This is a genomic window from Reyranella sp. GW821-FHT14A01, from assembly GCF_058803965.1.
The window spans coordinates 63953-83232 of record NZ_JBXAPM010000015.1; the positions used below are offsets into that span (position 1 = coordinate 63953).

A 19280-nucleotide genomic window follows, 5' to 3' on the forward strand; every position below is an offset into this window, starting at 1 on the left:
GGGCATGACCGCATGGCGTCCCGACAGGCTTGCCCGGCGCCTGCCGCACCTGCAGATGCGTGCCCGCGTCCAGGCCGCGATGCGGCAGTGGTTCGCCACCGAAGGCTTCGTCGAGGTGGAGACGCCGATCCTGCAGGCCGCGCCCGGCGCCGAGGTCCATCTCACCGGCTTTGCCACCGAATGGGAGCTGCCCGACGGCGAGAGCCACGAGCGCTGGCTGCACAGCTCGCCCGAATTCGCGATGAAGAAGCTTCTGGCCGGCGGACTGCCGAAGATCTTCCAGTTCGCGCGCGTGTTCCGCAACGCCGAGGGCTCGGCCCTGCATCATCCCGAATTCACGATGCTGGAATGGTACCGCGCCGGCACGGGCTACGAGACGATCATGGCCGATTGCAAGGCGCTGCTGGCCGCGACCGGCGTCGATGAGCTGCGCTGGTCCGGCCATGTCTGCGACCCCAGGGCCGAACCGGAGCGGCTGACGGTGGCGGAGGCCTTCGTGCGCTACGCCGGCGTCGACCTGTTCGCGACCATCGGCAATGCCGAGGCGCTGTCCGGCGCGTCGGGCATCGCCATGCATGCCGGCGACAGTTGGGAAGACGTCTTCTTCCGCATCATGTTCGAGAAGATCGAATCGCGGCTCGGCATGGGCCGCCCGACGATCCTCTGCGAATACCCGATCTCCATGGCGGCGCTGGCCCGCGCCAAGCCCGGCGATCCACGGGTGGCGGAGCGTTTCGAGCTCTATGTCTGCGGCGTCGAACTGGCCAATGCCTTCGGCGAACTGACCGATCCGGCCATCCAGCGGCAGCGTCTGGTGGCGGACATGGACCTGAAGGACGAACTCTACGGCGTGCGCTGGCCGGTCGACGACGATTTCCTGGCCGCACTGGACCACGGCCTGCCGGACTGCTCCGGCATCGCGCTCGGCTTCGACCGGTTGGTCATGCTGGCGAGCGGCGCGCGCCATATCGAGGACGTGCTATGGCTGCCCGTCCGCTGAGCCGTGCGCGGCGAAGAGTTCGTTGAAGGCGCGGACCGCGGCTTCCGGGCCGTCCTTGTAATCCCAGACGCCGCCGGCCACCGCCAGGAAATCGGCGCCGGCCGCGATCAGGGGCTGGCAGTTCTCGACGGTGATGCCGCCGATCGCCACGCAGGGCACTTCCATGATCTCGCTCCACCATTGGAGGATCTCGATATCGGCAGGCGTCGTGACCTGCTTGGTGGTGGAGGAAAAGAACGCCCCGAAGGCCACGTAGTCGGCGCCGGCCTCGGCCGCTTCCATGGCGAGATGCCGCGAGTCCTTGCAGGTGACGCCGACCTGGCGGTCGGGGCCGACGATGCGGCGTGCCTCGGCGTAGGGCATGTCGTCCTGGCCGACATGGACGCCGTCGCAATCGAGCTTCACCGCGAGGTCGGGGCGGTCGTTCATGATCAGGGCCACGCCGCGCTGCTGGCAGATCGGCCGCAGCGTGTCGGCGGCGCGGATGATCGCCTCGTCGGGCACGTCCTTCAGCCGCAGCTGGAAGGCCGCGACGTCGCCGCCGTCGAGGGCGGCGCGCAGCTCGTCGGCGAAGAGCGCGGGATGCTCGATGCGGGCGGGGGAGATGAGATAGAGACGGGTCACGGGATGCCTGATTTTGGTGTGGTGTATGCGGAAGCCGGCGCCCCGTCGAGGGGTAGGAAGGCGAAAATGCCGCCGTTGTCTTCGCGCGGCAGTCCGGCTAACTGGCAAGAGCCTTCTCGCCGGGAATCATGAGCAAAGTCAGGAAGACCGTTCTTCTCGTATTGGTGTCGACCGCCGTCAGCCTCCTTGCCGGCATAGCCGTCGCCAGTTACCTGACGGTTCCGCGCATCCCGCTGATGTCGGAAGGCGACGGCCTTCTGGTGTTCGACCCCGAGATAGGCGCGAGGGCCAATCCCAGCTCGCACGCGAAGCGCATCTACCCCGCCGTTGCCGACCGCCAGCCCTTCGCCTTCGACATCTATACCGACGACCGCGGTGCACGGGTCGATGGGCCGGGACAGCGCAGCCCGGAACGCGTCGACGTGCTGGCGATCGGCGACTCGTTCACCTGGGGCTATGCGCTGCCCAACCAGGACACCTACGCCCGGCATCTGGCGCGCGAACTCGACGCCACCGTCTCGAACTTCGCGATGGCGGCTTACGGCACGACCCAGTCGCTGCAGATCCTGCGCCGCAACAGCGACCTCGCTCCGAAGCTCGTCGTCTACGGCATCATCGCGCATCATTTCGAGCGCAACGTGATGCCGTGCCTGCCATCCTATTATCCGTTCTGCTTCAGCGCCTCGCACGTCGCCTGGAACGGGGCCGGCGAACCGTCGATCGCGCCGCCCAGCAGCGACGGCGTGCGCCGATTCCAGCGCCACCTCGCGGGCGACTTCCTCGATCCGCTGACATGGCTGTCGCATGGCATCGACGTGATCCGCGGCCGCATCGAATATGGCCGCGCCGCCTACAGCACGCCGAGCGACGAGAAGAAGGAAGAGGCGCTGGCGTTCCTGCTGCGCGAGATGGAACGGCTGACGGACGAGATGGGCGCCGAGCTGCTCGTGGTCTATCTGCCGACGAACTACTACTCCGCCCCCAAAGCCCTGCAGCGCATCGTCGGCGACATCCGGCTACTCGACCTCACCGAGGCCTTCCAGCGCGAGAAGGCCAAGGGCGCCAATCTGTACATCGTGGGCGATGGCCATCCGAACCGGGCCGCCCACGAGCTCATCTCCCGAGAGATCGCAAAGTACGTCCGCGACAACGGCCTGCTCTAGATCAACAGATCTCCCTGGTGGCCATCCCCACAGCCAGGTTGAGCCGGGATACCAGCTCCTCGACGCTGAATGGCTTTCGCACGATGGGAACGTGCCTGTAGGGCGCCGGGATCGCCACGTTGTCGTCGTAGCCGGTCGCAAACACGAACGGGACCTGCAAGTCGGTCAGCGTTCCCGCGACATCGGCAGCCGTGCCGTCGCCCAGGACGAAATCCAGGACGGCGGCATCGGGCACGAAACCCGTCAGCATCTGGAGCGCGTCGCGCACGGAGGACGCCAGGCGCACATCGACGGCGCCCGATTTGCGCAAGGCCTGCTCGGTATCCATGGCGATCAGGAACTGATCTTCGATCACCAGGACGGATTTTGCGTCGAGCGACGCACTCACTTCGCTATGATCCTCTCCTCGCGCAAGCGGTGCGTTCGGTACCATGGCTGACGAAGCGCGTCGGTCCACAAGTCGACAATCCGCATGACCTCGTCCGGAGATACGATCGATGACTGCGCCTACCGCGGAGGATCTTCTTGGCAACGCTCTCCTCGCTATCCTGAAGGAGGAGGATCGCCGGCGGCTGGCGCCGCACATGGTGATTGTGGATCTGCAGGCAAAGGACGTTCTTCAGAAGGCCGGAGAAGACGTGTTGCAGACATGGTTCCCGTGCGGCTCTGCGATGGCAAGCTTTTGTGTGTGGGTCGAGGAAAGTGGTTCCAGTATCGAAGTCGCGCTGGTCGGGCGCGAGGGTGCGGTCGGCGGGATCGTGTCCAATGGAAGGCTTCCGGCCTTCGCCGCCTCGCAGGTCCGCGCCGCCGGACGATTTCTACGCATCAAGACTGCGGCACTGGAGACGGCCAAGCTCGAGTCCATCGCGCTGCGCCACTGGTTCTCGCGCTACTCCGATTGCCTGCTGGCCCAGGTGTTCCAGACGGCCGCCTGCAATGCCTCTCATACGATCAGCCAGCGGACGGCGAAGTGGCTGCTGGCGGCAATGGCGCGCACGAACGGTTCGGAATTCCAGATGACGCAGGACCAGCTGGCGGAGATGCTGGGCGCGGGACGCACCTTCGTCACGCGCGTGGTCCGTGAGTTTCGCGAGCAGGGCGTCATCGAGACGCGCCGCGGCGTCTTCAAGGTGAACGACGCCGCCGCGCTCCGGAAGAAATCCTGCAGCTGCACCACGGCGATCGAGGACCATTTCGACGCGGTCCTGCACGGAATCTATCCGGTCGACTGACGAGCCGAACTTCGCCCGGCCTATTCGACGCGAATCTTGCCAGCCCTGGCGATGGCGCCGAAATCGGCGCGCTCCTGCGTGATGAAGGCGAGCGTCTCGGCCGGTGTCGTGATGCGCGGCGAGGCGCCCAGCTCGCGGATCTTGGTCGCAATGGCCTCTTCCTGCAGCGCCTGGTTGATCACCGTGTTCAGTCTCTGGATGACATCGTCCGGCGTGCCCTTGGGCGCCATGAAGGCGTACCAGGCCACCCATTCGCGCGGATCGAGGCCGAGTTCCATCATGGTCGGCACGTCGGGCAGCTTCTCCGAACGCTCCTTCGAAGTGACGGCCAGCGCGCGCAGCTTGCCGCCGGCGATGTGGCCGGCGCTGGCGCCGAGACTGTCGACCGTGATCGGCACTTCGCCGCTGATCACCGCCATCAGCGATTGCGGCGTGCTGCGATAGGGCACGGCGGGCATGTCGAGCTTGTGGCGGATCTTCGTGTCCTCGGCGACCAGGTGCGGGATGCTGCCGGACGCGGGCAGGCCGTAGCGCCACTGGCCGGGCTCGGCCTTCGCCTTGGCGATGAACTCCGGCATCGACTTGAAGGGCAGCGACGGCGTCACCACCCAGACCAGCGGCGAGGTGACGGCCACCGAGATCGACGCCAGGTCGTCCACCGGATCGAGCGGCATGTTGGGATAGATGCTGCTGCCGATGGAGATGGCGCCGATATGGGCGAACATGAAGGTGTAGCCGTCGGGCGGGCTGCGCTGGACCTCCTGCATGCCGATGATGCCGTTGGCGCCGGGCTTGTTGTCGACCACCACGGGCTGTCCCAGCAATTCGGCGAGTCGCGGCGCCAGGATGCGGGCGTAGACCTCGTAGCCGCCGGCCGCACTGGGAACGAGAAGCCGAAGCCGTCGGTTGGGCCAATCGCGCGACTGCGCGATTGCGGGCGCCGCGGCCAAAGCGGGCGGCGTGGACAAGAGGCCGCCAAGCGCGGCGCGGCGTGTCAGGCGCATTTATGTTTCCTCCGGAAGCAGGTCGTTTCGCCTGCTTTCCGGCAGCGTAGAGGAAGCGATTGCGGAGAACCACGGCCTTCCTCTGCTTCTATCGCATCGCGAAGGCCGAGCTTCTCTGGCAGCTCTTCAGCGGAGCATCTCGCACGACGCTGATCGCGGTACTAAAGTCACCGGATGACGATTGCACCCATTGCCACGACACCTTTCGCTGAAACGCGTGCCGTCGATAGCATCTCGGAATGCTATTTCTATCACTCCATGGATATCCCCGGTCACGGTGCCGTCTCAGGAGAGTGGGATTTGAGGTCGGGTATTCGACAGTACCTTGGACAGCACGACTTCAGGGGCAAGCGCGTATTGGATGTGGGCGCAGCCTCGGGCTTCTTGAGTTTCCATATGGAGAAGCTGGGCGGGGACGTCGTCTCCTACGACCTGTCGGAGGATTGGCCTTGGGACATTATTCCGTTCTCGGTTGCCGACAGCCTCAAGACCGACAATGAGCGTCGAAGACACATGAGATTGATCAACAACGGCTACTGGCTTGCCCATGGAGCGTTCAACTCGAGAGCCCGGGTCGCGTATGGGACTGTTTACGATATTCCCGTCTCGATCGGGCCAGTGGACATAGCTGTCTTCGGAAGCATTCTCTTGCATCTGCGCGATCCATTCCTGGCTCTGCAGAATGGCGCCCGATTGGCGCGTGAGGCTGTGATCGTCACCGATGTCGCACCGCACGGCCGCTTTGGGCGCTTTCTGACGGCGCCGAGGTTCCAAGGCAATCATCGGCGGCCCGAGGATTGGGGGACATGGTGGAAGCTGCCGCCGCGCCTCGTTCGGGAATATCTGTCAATCCTCGGATTTGCGCACTCAACCATAACCTGGCATCGCCAGCTTTTTTCCGGCCGGCCCAGGTGGCTGTACACAGTGGTCGCGCGAAAGATACCCGCCAAGCCTTGAACGTTGCCGCCTCAAACAAAAAGGGCGCTGGTTGCCCAGCGCCCTTCGTGTGCATCGGTTGACGGCCGTCCTTACATCTTGCCCTGGTAGATGCTGATGATCTTGTCGAGCATGTCGATCGCCTCGGCGCGCGGGCGCTGGAAGGTGTTGCGGCCGATGATCGAGCCGTTGGCGCCGCCGTCGCGCAGGCCGCGGATCTCGGTGAACAGGCCCTCGAGGTCCTTCGACTCACCGCCCGAGAAGACGACGATGCGGCGGCCGTTGAAGGTCGCCTGCATCACGTGCTTGATGCGCGCGGCCATCGTCGAGATGTCGACATTGGCCTTCTCGTAGGCGGCCTTCGCCTCGGGCTGCCACAGCACGTTGGTCGGCGGCTTCACCTTGATGATGTGGGCGCCGAGCAGGGCCGCGATGTGGGCGGCGTAGGCGCAGACGTCCATCGCCGTCTCGCCGGCCTTGTCGAGCTTGCCGCCGCGCGGATAGGACCACATGACGACGGCGAGGCCGAACGCCTTCGCTTCCGCCGACAGCTCACGAATTTCTTCCATCATCTCGTACTGGTCTTCGGCGCCCGGATAGATCGTGAAGCCGATCGCCGAGCAGCCGAGGCGCAGCGCGTCGGCCACGGTGGCCGTCACGGCCTGGTCCTTGTTGGTCGACAGCGAGTTGGCCGAGTTGCACTTGAGGATCGTCGGGATGGCGCCGGCGAAGGTGTCGGCGCCGGCCTCGAGCGGGCCCAGCGGCGCGGCATAGGCGTTCAGGCCGGCGTCGATGGCCAGCTGGTAATGATAGTGCGGATCGTAGGCGTCCGGGTTCGGCGCGAAGGAGCGGGCCGGGCCGTGCTCGAAGCCCTGGTCGACCGGGAGGATCACCATCTTGCCCGTGCCGCCCAGGCGGCCGTGCATCAGGATGCGGGCCAGGTTGGCCTTGGTGCCGGGGCAATCGCTCTCGTAGTTGTCGAGGATCTTCTTGACGGTACGGGTGATCTTCACGGGCCAGCTCCCAAATCAGTTCATTCAAGGGGAAACGGAGCCGGTGATAGCGGTGCCGGAGGGCCGGTTCAAGCCCCGGCGGTTCCGACTACCTGCCACGTCATTGACCGCGGGGCGGAGCTATGGACAGGCTGGGTACCCCTTCAGGCCACAATGCGACTGGCGAAACGGATAAGGAAGAATCGGTGCCGTCTCCTCAAATGCCCGCGCGGCCCACGTCGTTCGCGGCGCGCCTGCCGTTCTTCTTCGGCTGGGTCATCATCCTGATCGCCTTCCTCACCGTCGCGGTGAGCGTCACCACCCGCACGGCCTTCTCGCTGATGTTCCCGCCCATCGTCGACGAATTCGGCTGGGACCGCGGCCTGGCGGCGGGCGCCTTCTCCTTCGGCTTCCTGGTGTCGGCCGTGATCAGCCCCGTCGTCGGCCGGACGATGGACCGGCGCGGGCCTCGTTTCGTGATCGAGATCGGCGTCGTCCTGACGGCGGCCGGCCTGCTCAGCGCCACGGTGATCAGCGAGCCGTGGCAGCTCTACGCGACGCTTGGGGTGCTGGTCGGTGCGGGGGCGAACTGCATGAGCTTCTCCGTGCAGTCGCAGTATCTGCCCAACTGGTTCGTGCGCCGCCGCGCGCTGGCGACTGGGCTGGCCTTCTCCGGTGTCGGCGTGGGTGCCATCCTGATCCTGCCCTGGCTGCAGACCATCATCCTGAAGGACGGCTGGCGCAGCGCCTGCTGGGCGCTCGGCCTGATGACCCTGTTCGTGCTGCTGCCGATCAACCTGTTCGTGACCAAGCGGCCGCAGGATATGGGTCTACTGCCCGACGGCGCGAAGGAAGCAGGCGCGGCCGCGGCGCGCCGGGCGGCTTCCATCGTCGATCCGAAATGGGTGGCGATCGAATGGACGGTTGCCCGAGCCGTCCGCACGGGACGCTTCTGGTGGCTCTGCATCGGCTTCTTCAGCACGGGCTATGCCTGGTACGCCGTGCAGGTCCACCAAACCAAGTACCTGGTCGAGACCGGCTTCAGCCCGATGCAGGCGGCTTGGGCGCTGGGCCTCGTGGCGATGGTGGGCATCCCGGGCCAGATCCTGCTGGGCGCCCTGTCGGATCGTATCGGCCGCGAGATCGTCTGGACGATCGCGGGGACGGGCTTCGTGATCTGCTACGCGGCGCTCCTGGCGCTGGGCGCCGGCCCGTCGCAGCCGCTGCTCTACCTCATGGTCCTGTCGCAGGGCGTGCTGGGCTATTCCTTCACCAGCCTGATGGGATCGGTGGTGGCCGAGATCTTCGAGGGCCCGCACTTCGGCTCGATCTTCAGCATCATCATGGTCTCGCTGCTGGCAGGCGGCGCCGCCGGGCCGTGGATCACCGGCGTGCTGTACGATTACGAAGGCGCCTATCGCATCGCCTTCGCCGTGGCGCTGGGCTTCAGTGCGTTGGGCGCGATTTCGATCTGGTTCGCGTCGCCCGGCAAGGTCCGCATGGTTGCCGGGCGCGCCAAAGTCTGAAGCCTACTCGTTGAGACCTTTACCGGGGTACGGATGGGTCGCGATCCAGTGCTTGGCGATGTCCAGGCGCTTGGTGACCCAGACGCCCTGCTGCTTCTGGACATAGTCGAGGAAACGCCAGAGGCCTGCCATGCGCGCGGGATGGCCGATCAGGCGCTGGTGCAGGCCGACCGACATCATCTTGGGCTGGGTCGAGCCCTCCTTGTAGAGGACGTCGAACGCGTCCTTCACCAGGCCGAACCACTGGTCGGCGTGGACCATGCCGGCGGCATACTTGCCGTCATTGTTGGTCAGCGAATAGGGGATGATGAGGTGCGGCTTGCCCTCGACCGTCTGCCAGAAGGGCAACTCCTCGCCGTAGTAATCGCTGTCGTAGGTGAAGCCGCCTTCCTCGATCAGCAGGCGGCGCGTGTTCACGCTGGGTCCATAGCGGCAGTACCAGCCCGCCGGGCGCTCGCCGACCGTCTGCTCCAGCGACTTGATGGCCTTCTGGATGTGCTCGCGCTCCTCGGCCTCGGAAAGCTGGAAGTGGCGCACCCAGCGCCAGCCGTGGCAGCAGACGTCCCAGCCGGCCGCCTTGATCGCGTCCGCGGCGGGGCGGTTGCGTTCCAGCGCCAGCGCGCAGCCGAACACGGTGAGGGGCAGGCCGCGCTCCTGGAAGGCGCGATGAATGCGCCAGAAACCGACGCGACTGCCATACTCGAACATGCCTTCGCCGGCGAGATCGCGACCCTTCAGCCCCTGCGAGGAGGTGCTCGATTCGGTGAGGCCTGTTTCGGTGTAGCCCTCGCCGTCCTGCACGGAAGGTTCAGAGCCTTCCTCGTAGTTCACGACGAAGTTGATGGCGATGCGGGCGCCGCCGGGCCATTTCGGATCGGGCGGATTGGCGCCGTAGCCCGTGAAGTCGCGTGTCGGTTCCCAACTCATGCAGGTCTCCTTACCAGTTCGGCGCCCATCTGACGGGCGATGTCGGCAATCTTCTCATTGTGTTCGGCCATCGAGATCGTGCGCACGCCGGCACGCAGGCAGGCGAGCGCGTAGCCCGGCGTGTCGCCGCAATCGACGATCAGTGTGAAGGCCACGTCGGGGAATTCCTCACGCGCACGCGCCTGCAGCGCGCCGAGATAACCTGCGCCGTAGATCGCGGCGGCATTCTCGGGCGTCAGCAGGACAGGCGCCGTGCCCGAGGCGCGCGCGGTCAGCAGCGCGGCTTCGGTCTGCTTCCAGTCGCGTACCAGGATCACCGAGTGGTCCATGGTTGCCACAATACACGGTGTCATCCCGAGCGTAGCGAGGGACCTTTCCTGTGGCCTCAAAGATCCCTCGCTGCGCTCGGGATGACAAAGGCCCTGCAGCCTTTGTCACTCATTGAGGCCCTTGCCCGGATAGGGATGGGTCTTGATCCAGTGGCGCGCGATGTCGAGGCGGCGAGTCACCCAGACGCCTTCGTGCTTCTGGATATGGTCGAGCAGGCGCCGCAGGCCGACGGCGCGCGCGGGATGGCCGATCAGGCGCATGTGCAGGCCGATCGACATCATCTTGGGATGCGTCGCGCCCTCGCGATAAAGCATGTCGAAGGCGTCGCGCACGAAAGAGAACCATTGGTCCGACGTGCCGATCGAGGCGCCGAACTGGCCGTCATTGTTGGTGACGGAGTAGGGCACGACCAGTTGCGGCTTGCCGTCGACGGTCAGCCAGAAGGGAAGCTCCTCGCCGTAATAGTCGCTGTCGTAGAGGAAGCCGCCTTCCTCGACGACGAGGCGGCGCGTGTTCACGCCGGGTCCATAGCGGCAGTACCAGCCGAGCGGCCGCTCGCCGGTCATCTTCTGGATGGCCGCGATCGCCTTGCGGATGTGCTCGCGCTCGGTTGCCTCGTCTAGCTCGTAATGCTTGATCCAGCGCCAGCCATGCGAGCAGACGTCGAATCCCGACTTGGCGATGGCCGCCGAGGCCTCGGGATTGCGCTCCATGGCGAGCCCGCAGCCGAAGATCGTCATCGGCAGGCCGCGTTCCTGGAAGAGACGCATCAGCCGCCAGAAGCCGACCCGGCTGCCATATTCGAACAGACCCTCGGCGGCGAGGTCGCGGCCCTGGATCGACTGGCCCATGCCGGCGGCATCGCTCAAGCCGATCTCGGTATGGCCCTCGCCGTCCTGGATGGAAGGCTCGGAGCCTTCCTCATAGTTCATGACGAAGTTCACGGCGATGCGCGCCCCGCCGGGCCATTTCGGATCGGGCGGATTGGCGCCGTAGCCGATGAAATCGCGGCGGACCTCGTAGGGCATCATGAAACTCCGGCAGGACTTTAGGGAATGCTGACTGTGAAGGGCGGCACCGGGACGAACTCCTCGTCGCCCTTGCCGCCGTCGCGCCACATGAAGACGGCGAAGCGGCCCGGCCGGTCGAGCACGGTGAGGCCGTGATGCCAGGTGTCCGGCCGATAGGTGACGCCCTGCTTGCCGGTGGCGACGAAGGCTTTCATGCCACTCACGTCGGGACCGCCCGCGGCGGCATGCGGCGCCACGACGATCAGCCAGCGCTCGACGTCGAGGGGAACGAAGGTCTGGGAGGAGAATTCGTGGCGCTCCATATAGTCGCTGCGCAGCGGCCGGTCGGCCGTCTCGGCCTTCATGCTGACCGAGAGGCTGGCATGCGCGGTCGGGCGCAGGTTGCCCAGCGCGTCCTCGTAGTAGGTGCGGCCGGCAGCGTCGGGCACGTCGATCACGTCGCCGAAGGGGGCGAAGGCTTCTTTCGTGAGGGGCTGGGGGATCAGTTCCATTGGCGGGTCCTCGTCAGTCGCGCATGCGGCGGGTCAATCCCACCGTCCATTCCATGATCAGCATCAACAGGAAGGCCGCGGCGATCAATACGCCGGATACCGCGGCGATGCGCGGGTCGAGCGTGGCTTCCATCATGCCCCACATGCGGATGGGCAGCATGTCGGTGCGCGCCGTCGACAGGAACAGCGACACCGGGACGTTGTCGATCGACGCCATGAAAGCGAGGAACGCGCCGGCGAAGATGCCGGGCGCAATCAGCGGCAGGGTCACGCGGCGCAAGGTGTAGAACCAGCTGGCGCCCAGGCTCTGCGAGGAGTCGTTCAGCGCCGGATCGAGCTGCGAGATGCTGGCGGATGTCGTGCGAATGATGAACGGCACGGTCACGATCATGTGGCCGGCGATGATCAGGTTTATGGATGGCCGGAAGCCGATCAGGGTGAAGTACATCAGCGCCGCCAGACCGAAGGTGAGGCCGGGCAGGACCAGCGGCGACATGAAGAGGCCGTCGGCCGCGCGGGCGAGCTTGTGGCGGCTGCGTGCCAGTCCCAGCGACGCCATGCTGCCGAACAGGATGCCGAACCCGGTCGACCAGGCCGCGACCTCGAGCGAATTGTAGACGGCGCGATGGATCTGGCGCGACTTCGAGGCGTCGAACAGCGCCTCGTACCATTGCAGCGAGAAACCGGTCGGCGGGAACTTGAGCGAGCGGCCCTCGGTGAAGGAGGTCGTGAGTACGATCACCACCGGCGCCACGATGATCAGCAGCGCCAGCGTGGCCAGCGTGCCTACCACGAGGCTGTAGGAGAGGTCGGCGAGGCTGCGGCGCCTACCCATGGACGTAGCCTCCGGAGCGGCGGCCGAGATAGGACAGCGCGCTCACCACGGTCAGGACCGAGACGAGCAGCGTGAGCGACACCACGGCCGCGAAGGGCCAGTTGAAGACGACCAGCGACTGCTGCCAGATCAGCAGCGGCAGATAGATCAGGCGAACGCCGCCGATCACGGTCTGCGAGATGAAGGCGGTCGTCGAGCTGGCGAATACCAGCAGGCAACCGGCGACCAGTCCCGGCATGCTGAGCGGCACGATCACCTTGAACAGCGTCCGCCAGCGCGAGGCGCCGAGGGCGGACGAGGCGTCGCGCAGATTGGGATCGAGCCGCGACATCACACTGATCAGCGGCAGGAGCATCAGCGGCATCTCGATCTGGGTCAGCGAGATCACGAGGCCGAGTTCGGTCTGCAGCAGCCGCAAGGGCTCGGAGATGATGCCGAGCTGCATCAGCAGCGTGTTCACCACGCCCTCGCGGCCCAGCACGACGATCCAGGCGAAGGTGCGAACCACCACGGAGAGCAGCAGCGGCATGACGATGATGAAGATCAGCACCTTCTGCAGACGCGGTCCTGCATCGAGATAGATCAGCGCCAGCGGATAGCCGATCACGATAGTGGCGCACACCGTCTTGAGGCCGAGCAGCATCGTGTCGGCGATCACCTTGTAGCTGAAGGGATCGCCGAGGAACTTGGCCCACTGGCCGAAGCCCGGTTGCGTGATCTTGTCGTCATTGAAGAAGCTGACGCCGACCAGCATGAGGAGCGGCGCCAGGAAGATCGATGCAAAGGCCAGCGCGAGCGGCAGCGCGAGCTGCCACTCGGCAAACGGCAGCCGTCGCTGGGGGCGCGCCACTCCAGTGGCGCGTTCTTGCATCATGAGAAGACGCGCCACTGGAGTGGCGCGCCCCCGGCAAAAACGAAGATCACTTCGCCATTTCCTTGTTGAACTTCTCGATCCAGCCGGCGCGCAGCGGGTTGATCTTCGCCCAGTCGTGACGGATGTAGGTCGACATCTCGTCGAGGTTCTTCATCGGCAGGTAGTCGGGGAGCGGGACGTCCTTGTTCACCGGGATGAAGTTGTACGGCGGCTTGGTGAGTGCTTCCTGCACTTCCTTGCCGGCGACGATGTCGATGTACTTGTAGGCGTTCTCGACATCCGTCGCGCCCTTGGCGATGTGCAGGGTCGTCAGGAAGGTGATGGCGCCCGTCTCGGGCTTCACGAACTCGATGTCGACGCCGCGGCCCTTGAGCGTCGCGACGGTCTGGGTGTTGGTGTAGATCACGTCGCACTGGCCTTGCTGGAACAGGCTGGGCATGGCGGCCGGCTGGCCGACCGCGGCAACCTTCGGCAGGACCTTCTTCAGCTCGACCAGCGCCGGCTCGATGTTGGTCTCCGAGCCGCCGAACACCTTGGCGATCTCGATCAGCGACACGGTGCCGAAGGTGGTCTGGAAGCCCGTCAGGCCGAGGCGCGACACCCACGGATCGGTGAAGAGATCCTTCCAGCCCTTGGGAGCGGGAAGTTTCTTGGGATTGTAGGCGATGCCCACGACCTGCGCGTTGACGCCGACGCCCCATTCGTCGACCAGGCCGGCCGGCAGCTTGGAGGCGTTGCTGATCTTCTTGGCATCGAACTTGTCGAACAGTCCGTCCTGGATCGCGGTGATGCGCGGGCCGGGATCGAGCACGAAGGCGTCGAACGGCGGCGCACCGCGCGCGGCCTTGGCCTTCGCGACCTGGTCGACGGCGAAGAGCGGCTGCAGCTCGAGATCGACGCTGTCCTTCTTCTTCAGCGCCGGCGCCACGATGGCGCGGAAGGCTTCCTCCCAGCTGCCGGGATAGATGGCGGCGGCAACGCTGCCCTTCGCATGGGCGATCGAGGGAAGGAAAGAGGCGCCGCCGAGGGCGGTCGCACCGGCGAGCAGATGTCTGCGACTGAACATGGAAGAGACTCCGTGGTTGTCAGGTGGAACGCGGGAACAGGGTGGGACGCGCGTCGGCGGCCAGCGTGCAGTAAAGGCGGGGCGCGTCGCTCATGGTCGTGCGACGCGGTTCGATGATCTTGAGGAACGCGCCATCGGCGGTGCGTGCCTCGTGGACGAGCTGTGCGCCGATGGGCAGGGCGAGACCCGGCTCGACCTTCCATGCGTCGGGACCGGGAACCGCGGAGAGAGCCAGCTGCTCGGGCCGCACCGACATCAGCACGGGCGCGCCGATCCCGAGGCCCTCGGACGCAGGCAAAGTGAGACTGGCGCCAGCATCCAGCGCGACCGTCGCGGTGCCGTTTTGCAGAGAAGCGACCTTGCCGTTCATCAGGTTGGTGGTGCCGATGAAGCCGTTCACGAACAGCGTCTGCGGCTGGTCGTAGATCGCGACCGGCGTGTCGAACTGCTCGACCCTGCCCTTGTTCATGACGGCGATGCGGTCGGCGACGCTCATCGCCTCGTCCTGGTCGTGCGTCACCAGGATGGTGGTGAGGCCGAGCGTCCGTTGCAGGCGCTTGATCTCGATCTGCATGTCGAGGCGGAGGTTGCGGTCTAGGGCGGCGAAGGGCTCGTCGAGCAGCAGGATCGAGGGTTCGATGGCGAGCGCCCGTGCCAGCGCCACCCTTTGCTGCTGGCCGCCCGAAAGCTGGCGGGGCAGGCGCTCCTTGAAGCCGCCGAGCTGCACCGTCTCGAGGAAGCGCGCGACCTTGGTCTCGACCTCGGGGCCGCGCACACCGCGGGCGCGCAAGCCGTAGGCCACGTTCTCCGCCACCGTCATGTGCGGGAAGAGAGCGTAGTTCTGGAAGACGATGCCGATGTTGCGCTGGTTGGTCGGCAGGTGGTCGATAACGGCGCCGTCGACGCGCACGCGACCGGCCGCCTGGCGCACGAAACCCGCGATGACACGCAGGAGGGTGGTCTTGCCGCAGCCCGAGGGGCCGAGCAGGGCGACGACCTCGCCGGGCTCGATGGCGAGCGTCACGCCGTCGACGGCGGTCGACGTTCCGTAGCGGACCGTGAGGTCCTCGACATCCAGCGTGCGGCCCGTCGGGGTCGTTTGCATCGTTCCTCCTCACAGGAAGAGGACGCAAGCTGCGTGCCAAGTGAAATGCCCGTGGAATCGCGCTTTTTCCGAGGAGAGCGTTTCCCGACTGGCCTGATTTGTGCACATACGAAATCAGAATGTGCACATTATCCAACCACGCCTGACATGACGGGATCGCGCTCCAAAGCCTCCCGCACCGCCGCTGCCCGCGCACGCAAAGGCGACGTGGCGACCGACCTTGCCGTGTACGAGGCGATCCGTCGTGCCCTACTGATGGGCAGGTTGCTGCCCGGCACCAAGCTTGCCGAGCCGGCGCTGGCGCGCGTGCTCAAGGTGAGCCGCGAGAGGGTGCGCAAGGCGCTTCACCGCCTGGCGCACGAGGGCTGGCTGGAGACGGTGCCGAACCGCGGCACCTTGGTGCCGGCGCTCACCATCCAGGAGGTGCGCGAGATCTACGAGGTCCGCACCCTGCTCGAGACCGGTATCGTGCAGCGCCTCAGCAGAGGCCACGACAGCGTGGCGGCGCAGCGGCTGCGCGCCCACGTCGCCGAGGAGCGCTCTGCGCTGCGCAACGACGATCGCGGCCGGCTGTTCGGCCTCTCGGGCGACTTCCACCTGCTGCTGGCCGAGCTGCTGGGCAACGAGCAACTGACGCGCCTGCTGCGCGGGCTGCTGACGCGCTCGACCATGCATTTCTCGCTGGCTGCCCCCGAGCGCTTTCACAATTGCGCCGGTCCGCACGACCATGCCGACATCGTGAAGGCCGTGCTGGCGCGCGATGCCCGCAAGGCGGCGAAGCTGATGCTCGACCATCTGGTCGGCCTCGCCGAATGGCAATCCAACTGGCGCCCGCCGCCCAGCCCGGTCGCGCTGGAAGACGCCTTCCGCGGCATCGAGGCAGACTCATAGCTGGGAGCGCGCCACTCCAGTGGCGCTCGTCTCTTTCGTTGCACGCATTCTATGAGCGCCACTGGAGTGGCGCGCTCCAGCAACGAAAACGGGCGCCCGTGGGGCGCCCGTTCGATTTGATGCCGGAAGCTGGGATCAGCCGAGCTTGCCCATCGCGACGGCCGTGTCGGCCATGCGGTTGGAGAAGCCCCATTCATTGTCGTACCAGCTCATGACGCGGACAAGCGTGCCTTCCATGACCTTGGTCTGGTCCATGTGGAAGGTCGACGAGTGGCTGTCATGGTTGAAGTCGATCGAGACGTTCGGCTGGTCGGTCCAGCCCAGGATGCCCTTGAGCTGGTTGGCGGCGGCCAGCTTCACGGCCTTGTTGATCTCTTCCTTGTCCGTCTTGCGCTTGGCGACGAACTTGAAGTCGATGCACGAGACGTTCGGCGTCGGCACGCGGATCGAGACGCCGTCGAGCTTGCCGTTCAGTTCCGGCAGCACGAGGCCGACGGCCTTGGCAGCACCCGTGGAGGTCGGGATCATCGACAGCGCGGCGGCGCGGCCGCGGTACATGTCCTTGTGCATCGTGTCGAGCGTCGGCTGGTCGCCGGTGTAGGCGTGGATCGTGGTCATGAAGCCGTGGTCGATGCCGACCGCGTCGTGCAGGACCTTGGCAACCGGGGCCAGGCAGTTCGTCGTGCACGAGGCGTTCGAGACGACGATATGGTCCTTGGTGAGTTTGTCGTGGTTGACGCCGTAGACCACCGTCAGGTCGGCGCCGTCGGCCGGCGCGGAGACCAGGACGCGCTTGGCGCCGGCTTCGAGATGGGCCGAGGCCGCCTTCTTCGAGGTGAAGAAGCCGGTGCACTCGAGCGCGATGTCGACGCCCATTTCCTTGTGCGGCAGCTTGGAGGGATCGCGCTCGGCGGTTACCTTCATCTTGCCGCGGCCCACGTCGATCGTGTCGCCGTCGACCTTCACTTCGCCGTTGAAGCGGCCGTGCACGGAGTCGAAGCGGAAGAGGTGGGCATTGGTCTCGACCGGACCGAGATCGTTGATCGACACGACCTCGATGTCCTTGCGGCCCGATTCGATGATGGCGCGCATGACATTGCGGCCGATGCGGCCGAAGCCGTTGATTGCAACACGAACAGCCATCTTCTTTTTCCCTCCGTTATTGCGCCAGCCGGCGCGCCGCTTCCGCGATCGCTTCGGCCGTGATGCCGAAATGCTTGTAGAGCTCGGTCGCCTTGGCCGAGGCGCCAAAGCCCTTCATGCCCACGAACGCGCCCTTGGCCCCGAGCCAGCGTTCCCAGCCGAAGCCGGTCGCCGCCTCGCAGGCGACGCGGATCGTGCCGTCGCCGCCCATGACCTTGGCTCGATATGTGTCGTCCTGGCTTGCGAACAACTCCCACGACGGCATCGAGACCACGGCGGCCTCCTTGCCTTCCTGCGCCAGGAGATCGCGGGCGGCCAGGGCGAGCTGCACTTCCGAGCCCGAGGCGATCAGGCGGATCGGCGCGGACTCGTCGCCGGCCAGGATGTAGGCGCCCTTGGCGCACAGGTTCTCGTCGTCGGCACCGCGCACCGTCGGCACGTTCTGGCGCGTGAGCGCGATGACGCTCGGCGTGTGCCTGGATTCCAGCGCGATCTGCCAGCACTCCGCCGTCTCGATGGCATCGGCGGGCCGCAGCACCTGGAGGTTGGGAATGGCGCGCAGGGCCGGGAGATGCTCGACCGGCTGGTGGGTCGGACCGTCCTCGCCGAGGCCGATCGAATCGTGGGTCATCACGTAGATGACCCGCAGGCCCATCAGCGCCGATAGGCGGATCGACGGCCGGCAATAGTCGGTGAACACCATGAAGGTGCCGCCGTAGGGGATGATGCCGCCATGCAGCGCCATGCCGTTCATCGCCGCGGCCATCGCGTGCTCGCGGATGCCGTAATAGATGTAGCGGCCGGTGGCATCAGTCCGCGAGGCGCCCTTCAAGGTGGCGGTCTTGGTGTTGTTCGAGCCGGTCAGGTCGGCCGAGCCGCCGACCGTGTCGGGCAGCACCGGGTTGATGACTTCGAGCGCTTCCTGGCTCGACTTGCGGGTGGCCCAGGACGGCTTCTCGGCCGCGATCTTGCCCTTGAAGGCAGAGATCGCCTCGCCGACGGCGGGCGGCAGGTCGCCCTTCTGGCGGCGGTCGAATTCGGCGCGATCCTCCGAGGCCATCGCGGCGAGGTTCTTGTTCCACTTGCGGCGGGCCGACTTGCCGCGCGCGCCGATCTTGCGCCAGGCGGAGAAGATCGCCTCGGGAATGTCGAATGGGCCGTGGTTCCAGCCGAGCTTGGCGCGGGCGCCGGCGATCTCGTCCTTGCCGAGCGGCGAGCCGTGCGTGGCGGCGGTGCCGGCCTTGGTCGGCGCGCCGTAGCCGATCACCGTCTTGCAGGCGATCAGCGAGGGCTTGTCGGTGACGTTGCGCGCCTTGCGGATGGCGCGCGTGACGGCCTCGGCATCGTGGCCGTCGACCGCGAGCACGTGCCAGCCGGCGGCGGCGAAGCGCTTCTTGTGATCTTCCGAGGTCGACAGCGAGGTCGGGCCGTCGATCGAGATGCCGTTGTCGTCGAACAGCACGATCAGGCGGCCGAGGCCGAGATGGCCGGCCAGGGTGATGGCCTCCTGGCCGACGCCTTCCATGAGGCAGCCGTCGCCGGCGATCACGTAGGTGAAATGGTCGACGACGTCGCGGCCGAACCGCTCGCTCAGCAGGCGCTCGGCCAGCGCAAAGCCCACCGAGTTGCCGAGGCCCTGGCCCAGCGGACCCGTGGTCGTCTCGATGCCGCTCGCATGGCCGTATTCGGGATGACCTGCCGTCCGGGCGCCGAGCTGGCGGAACTTCTTCAGCTCGTCGAGGGTCATGTCGGCGTAGCCGGTGAGATGCAGCAGCGAATAGAGCAGCATCGAGCCGTGGCCGGCCGACAGGATGAAGCGGTCGCGGTCGGGCCAGTTGGGCTCCGAGGCGTCGAACTTCAGGAACTTGGAGAACAGGACGGTGGCCACATCGGCCATGCCCATGGGCATGCCGGGATGACCCGAATCTGCCAGCTGCACGGCGTCCATGGCCAAGGCCCGGATGGCGTTCGCCATGTCACGCGAGGCAGCGGTTTGATCGGTCATTTTATGCTTATGCCATATGGTTTTTCGAATGGCGCGCAACATGACGACCACCCCTTGACGCGTCAATGCGCAAAAACGCGGGCAAAACCAACATATTGCGGGGCT

20 protein-coding genes are annotated in these 19280 nt (G+C 66.1%); 6 read left to right on the forward strand and 14 right to left on the reverse strand.

Going from position 1 to position 19280, the window contains the following annotated elements; genetic code table 11:
• Positions 1–4 precede the first annotated feature (4 nt).
• Complete coding sequence (gene epmA, locus AC1ROX_RS24745) at positions 5–1000, forward strand: EF-P lysine aminoacylase EpmA (protein ID WP_493130222.1); 996 nt, start codon at positions 5–7, stop codon at positions 998–1000.
• Here the strand turns inward: epmA and thiE are convergent.
• Complete coding sequence (gene thiE, locus AC1ROX_RS24750) at positions 980–1624, reverse strand: thiamine phosphate synthase (RefSeq protein WP_493130224.1); 645 nt, start codon at positions 1622–1624, stop codon at positions 980–982. The genes epmA and thiE overlap by 21 nt on opposite strands.
• Before the next feature lie 128 nt (positions 1625–1752).
• Here thiE and AC1ROX_RS24755 point away from each other — a divergent pair, with 128 nt between their 5' ends.
• Positions 1753–2787, forward strand: a complete 1035-nt coding sequence (locus tag AC1ROX_RS24755) for an SGNH/GDSL hydrolase family protein (protein WP_493130226.1) — start codon at positions 1753–1755, stop codon at positions 2785–2787.
• Position 2788: 1 nt separating this feature from the next.
• On the opposite strand, the gene AC1ROX_RS24760 is transcribed toward AC1ROX_RS24755, so the two are convergent.
• Positions 2789–3175, reverse strand: coding sequence for a response regulator (locus AC1ROX_RS24760; RefSeq protein WP_493130228.1), 387 nt, complete (start codon positions 3173–3175; stop codon positions 2789–2791).
• Between the two features lie 109 nt (positions 3176–3284).
• On the opposite strand from AC1ROX_RS24760, the gene AC1ROX_RS24765 reads away from it, so the two are divergent.
• Complete coding sequence (locus AC1ROX_RS24765; protein WP_493130230.1) at positions 3285–4019, forward strand: Crp/Fnr family transcriptional regulator; 735 nt, start codon at positions 3285–3287, stop codon at positions 4017–4019.
• 20 nt (positions 4020–4039) lie between these two features.
• On the opposite strand, the gene AC1ROX_RS24770 is transcribed toward AC1ROX_RS24765, so the two are convergent.
• The gene (locus AC1ROX_RS24770; RefSeq protein ID WP_493130232.1) at positions 4040–5023 is read right to left on the reverse strand and encodes a Bug family tripartite tricarboxylate transporter substrate binding protein; all 984 of its coding nucleotides are present in this window, start codon (positions 5021–5023) and stop codon (positions 4040–4042) included.
• A gap of 174 nt (positions 5024–5197) precedes the next feature.
• Here AC1ROX_RS24770 and AC1ROX_RS24775 point away from each other — a divergent pair, with 174 nt between their 5' ends.
• Complete coding sequence (locus tag AC1ROX_RS24775; protein WP_493130234.1) at positions 5198–5980, forward strand: class I SAM-dependent methyltransferase; 783 nt, start codon at positions 5198–5200, stop codon at positions 5978–5980.
• 71 nt (positions 5981–6051) lie between these two features.
• On the opposite strand, the gene AC1ROX_RS24780 is transcribed toward AC1ROX_RS24775, so the two are convergent.
• The gene (locus tag AC1ROX_RS24780; RefSeq protein ID WP_493130236.1) at positions 6052–6972 is read right to left on the reverse strand and encodes a class I fructose-bisphosphate aldolase; all 921 of its coding nucleotides are present in this window, start codon (positions 6970–6972) and stop codon (positions 6052–6054) included.
• Between the two features lie 200 nt (positions 6973–7172).
• Here AC1ROX_RS24780 and AC1ROX_RS24785 point away from each other — a divergent pair, with 200 nt between their 5' ends.
• Positions 7173–8477, forward strand: a complete 1305-nt coding sequence (locus AC1ROX_RS24785) for an MFS transporter (RefSeq protein ID WP_493130421.1) — start codon at positions 7173–7175, stop codon at positions 8475–8477.
• A gap of 3 nt (positions 8478–8480) precedes the next feature.
• Here AC1ROX_RS24785 and AC1ROX_RS24790 read toward each other — a convergent pair whose 3' ends face one another.
• From AC1ROX_RS24790 to AC1ROX_RS24825, 8 genes are all read right to left on the reverse strand, one after another.
• Positions 8481–9404, reverse strand: coding sequence for an allantoinase PuuE (locus AC1ROX_RS24790; protein WP_493130238.1), 924 nt, complete (start codon positions 9402–9404; stop codon positions 8481–8483).
• Positions 9401–9733 carry a hypothetical protein gene (locus tag AC1ROX_RS24795; protein ID WP_493130240.1) on the reverse strand — a complete coding sequence of 111 codons (333 nt, stop codon included), beginning with the start codon at positions 9731–9733 and terminating at the stop codon, positions 9401–9403. Before AC1ROX_RS24795 ends, AC1ROX_RS24790 begins: the two co-directional genes overlap by 4 nt.
• Positions 9734–9838: 105 nt before the next feature.
• The gene (locus AC1ROX_RS24800) at positions 9839–10765 is read right to left on the reverse strand and encodes a polysaccharide deacetylase family protein (RefSeq protein WP_493130242.1); all 927 of its coding nucleotides are present in this window, start codon (positions 10763–10765) and stop codon (positions 9839–9841) included.
• 17 nt (positions 10766–10782) lie between these two features.
• Positions 10783–11256, reverse strand: coding sequence for an ureidoglycolate lyase (locus AC1ROX_RS24805; protein ID WP_493130244.1), 474 nt, complete (start codon positions 11254–11256; stop codon positions 10783–10785).
• A gap of 13 nt (positions 11257–11269) precedes the next feature.
• The gene (locus AC1ROX_RS24810; protein WP_493130246.1) at positions 11270–12091 is read right to left on the reverse strand and encodes an ABC transporter permease; all 822 of its coding nucleotides are present in this window, start codon (positions 12089–12091) and stop codon (positions 11270–11272) included.
• Positions 12084–12965 carry an ABC transporter permease gene (locus AC1ROX_RS24815; protein ID WP_493130248.1) on the reverse strand — a complete coding sequence of 294 codons (882 nt, stop codon included), beginning with the start codon at positions 12963–12965 and terminating at the stop codon, positions 12084–12086. Before AC1ROX_RS24815 ends, AC1ROX_RS24810 begins: the two co-directional genes overlap by 8 nt.
• A 46-nt stretch (positions 12966–13011) precedes the next feature.
• Positions 13012–14031: an extracellular solute-binding protein gene (locus AC1ROX_RS24820; protein ID WP_493130250.1), complete on the reverse strand. Its 1020-nt coding sequence runs from the start codon at positions 14029–14031 to the stop codon at positions 13012–13014.
• A 19-nt stretch (positions 14032–14050) separates the two neighbouring features.
• Positions 14051–15136, reverse strand: a complete 1086-nt coding sequence (locus tag AC1ROX_RS24825) for an ABC transporter ATP-binding protein (RefSeq protein ID WP_493130252.1) — start codon at positions 15134–15136, stop codon at positions 14051–14053.
• A gap of 207 nt (positions 15137–15343) precedes the next feature.
• On the opposite strand from AC1ROX_RS24825, the gene AC1ROX_RS24830 reads away from it, so the two are divergent.
• On the forward strand, positions 15344–16027 hold the full coding sequence (locus AC1ROX_RS24830; RefSeq protein WP_493130254.1) for a GntR family transcriptional regulator: 684 nt from the start codon (positions 15344–15346) through the stop codon (positions 16025–16027).
• A gap of 135 nt (positions 16028–16162) precedes the next feature.
• Here the strand turns inward: AC1ROX_RS24830 and gap are convergent, their stop codons facing one another.
• Positions 16163–17170 carry a type I glyceraldehyde-3-phosphate dehydrogenase gene (gene gap, locus AC1ROX_RS24835; RefSeq protein WP_493130256.1) on the reverse strand — a complete coding sequence of 336 codons (1008 nt, stop codon included), beginning with the start codon at positions 17168–17170 and terminating at the stop codon, positions 16163–16165.
• A 16-nt stretch (positions 17171–17186) separates the two neighbouring features.
• Positions 17187–19175 carry a transketolase gene (tkt, locus tag AC1ROX_RS24840; RefSeq protein ID WP_493130258.1) on the reverse strand — a complete coding sequence of 663 codons (1989 nt, stop codon included), beginning with the start codon at positions 19173–19175 and terminating at the stop codon, positions 17187–17189.
• Between the last annotated feature and the right edge of the window lie 105 nt (positions 19176–19280).

Excerpts from the sequence above, each read along its gene's own strand:
- AC1ROX_RS24810 (WP_493130246.1), bottom strand. The coding sequence starts at position 12,091 with ATGGGTAGGCGCCGCAGCCTCGCCGACCTCTCCTACAGCCTCGTGGTA.
- AC1ROX_RS24795 (WP_493130240.1), bottom strand. The coding sequence starts at position 9,733 with ATGGACCACTCGGTGATCCTGGTACGCGACTGGAAGCAGACCGAAGCC.
- AC1ROX_RS24820 (WP_493130250.1), bottom strand. The coding sequence starts at position 14,031 with ATGTTCAGTCGCAGACATCTGCTCGCCGGTGCGACCGCCCTCGGCGGC.
- tkt (WP_493130258.1), bottom strand. The coding sequence starts at position 19,175 with ATGACCGATCAAACCGCTGCCTCGCGTGACATGGCGAACGCCATCCGG.
- AC1ROX_RS24775 (WP_493130234.1), top strand. The coding sequence starts at position 5,198 with ATGACGATTGCACCCATTGCCACGACACCTTTCGCTGAAACGCGTGCC.
- gap (WP_493130256.1), bottom strand. The coding sequence starts at position 17,170 with ATGGCTGTTCGTGTTGCAATCAACGGCTTCGGCCGCATCGGCCGCAAT.
- AC1ROX_RS24800 (WP_493130242.1), bottom strand. The coding sequence starts at position 10,765 with ATGATGCCCTACGAGGTCCGCCGCGATTTCATCGGCTACGGCGCCAAT.
- AC1ROX_RS24815 (WP_493130248.1), bottom strand. The coding sequence starts at position 12,965 with ATGATGCAAGAACGCGCCACTGGAGTGGCGCGCCCCCAGCGACGGCTG.
- epmA (WP_493130222.1), top strand. The coding sequence starts at position 5 with ATGACCGCATGGCGTCCCGACAGGCTTGCCCGGCGCCTGCCGCACCTG.
- AC1ROX_RS24765 (WP_493130230.1), top strand. The coding sequence starts at position 3,285 with ATGACTGCGCCTACCGCGGAGGATCTTCTTGGCAACGCTCTCCTCGCT.
- AC1ROX_RS24805 (WP_493130244.1), bottom strand. The coding sequence starts at position 11,256 with ATGGAACTGATCCCCCAGCCCCTCACGAAAGAAGCCTTCGCCCCCTTC.
- AC1ROX_RS24755 (WP_493130226.1), top strand. The coding sequence starts at position 1,753 with ATGAGCAAAGTCAGGAAGACCGTTCTTCTCGTATTGGTGTCGACCGCC.
- AC1ROX_RS24790 (WP_493130238.1), bottom strand. The coding sequence starts at position 9,404 with ATGAGTTGGGAACCGACACGCGACTTCACGGGCTACGGCGCCAATCCG.
- AC1ROX_RS24785 (WP_493130421.1), top strand. The coding sequence starts at position 7,173 with ATGCCCGCGCGGCCCACGTCGTTCGCGGCGCGCCTGCCGTTCTTCTTC.
- AC1ROX_RS24825 (WP_493130252.1), bottom strand. The coding sequence starts at position 15,136 with ATGCAAACGACCCCGACGGGCCGCACGCTGGATGTCGAGGACCTCACG.
- AC1ROX_RS24770 (WP_493130232.1), bottom strand. The coding sequence starts at position 5,023 with ATGCGCCTGACACGCCGCGCCGCGCTTGGCGGCCTCTTGTCCACGCCG.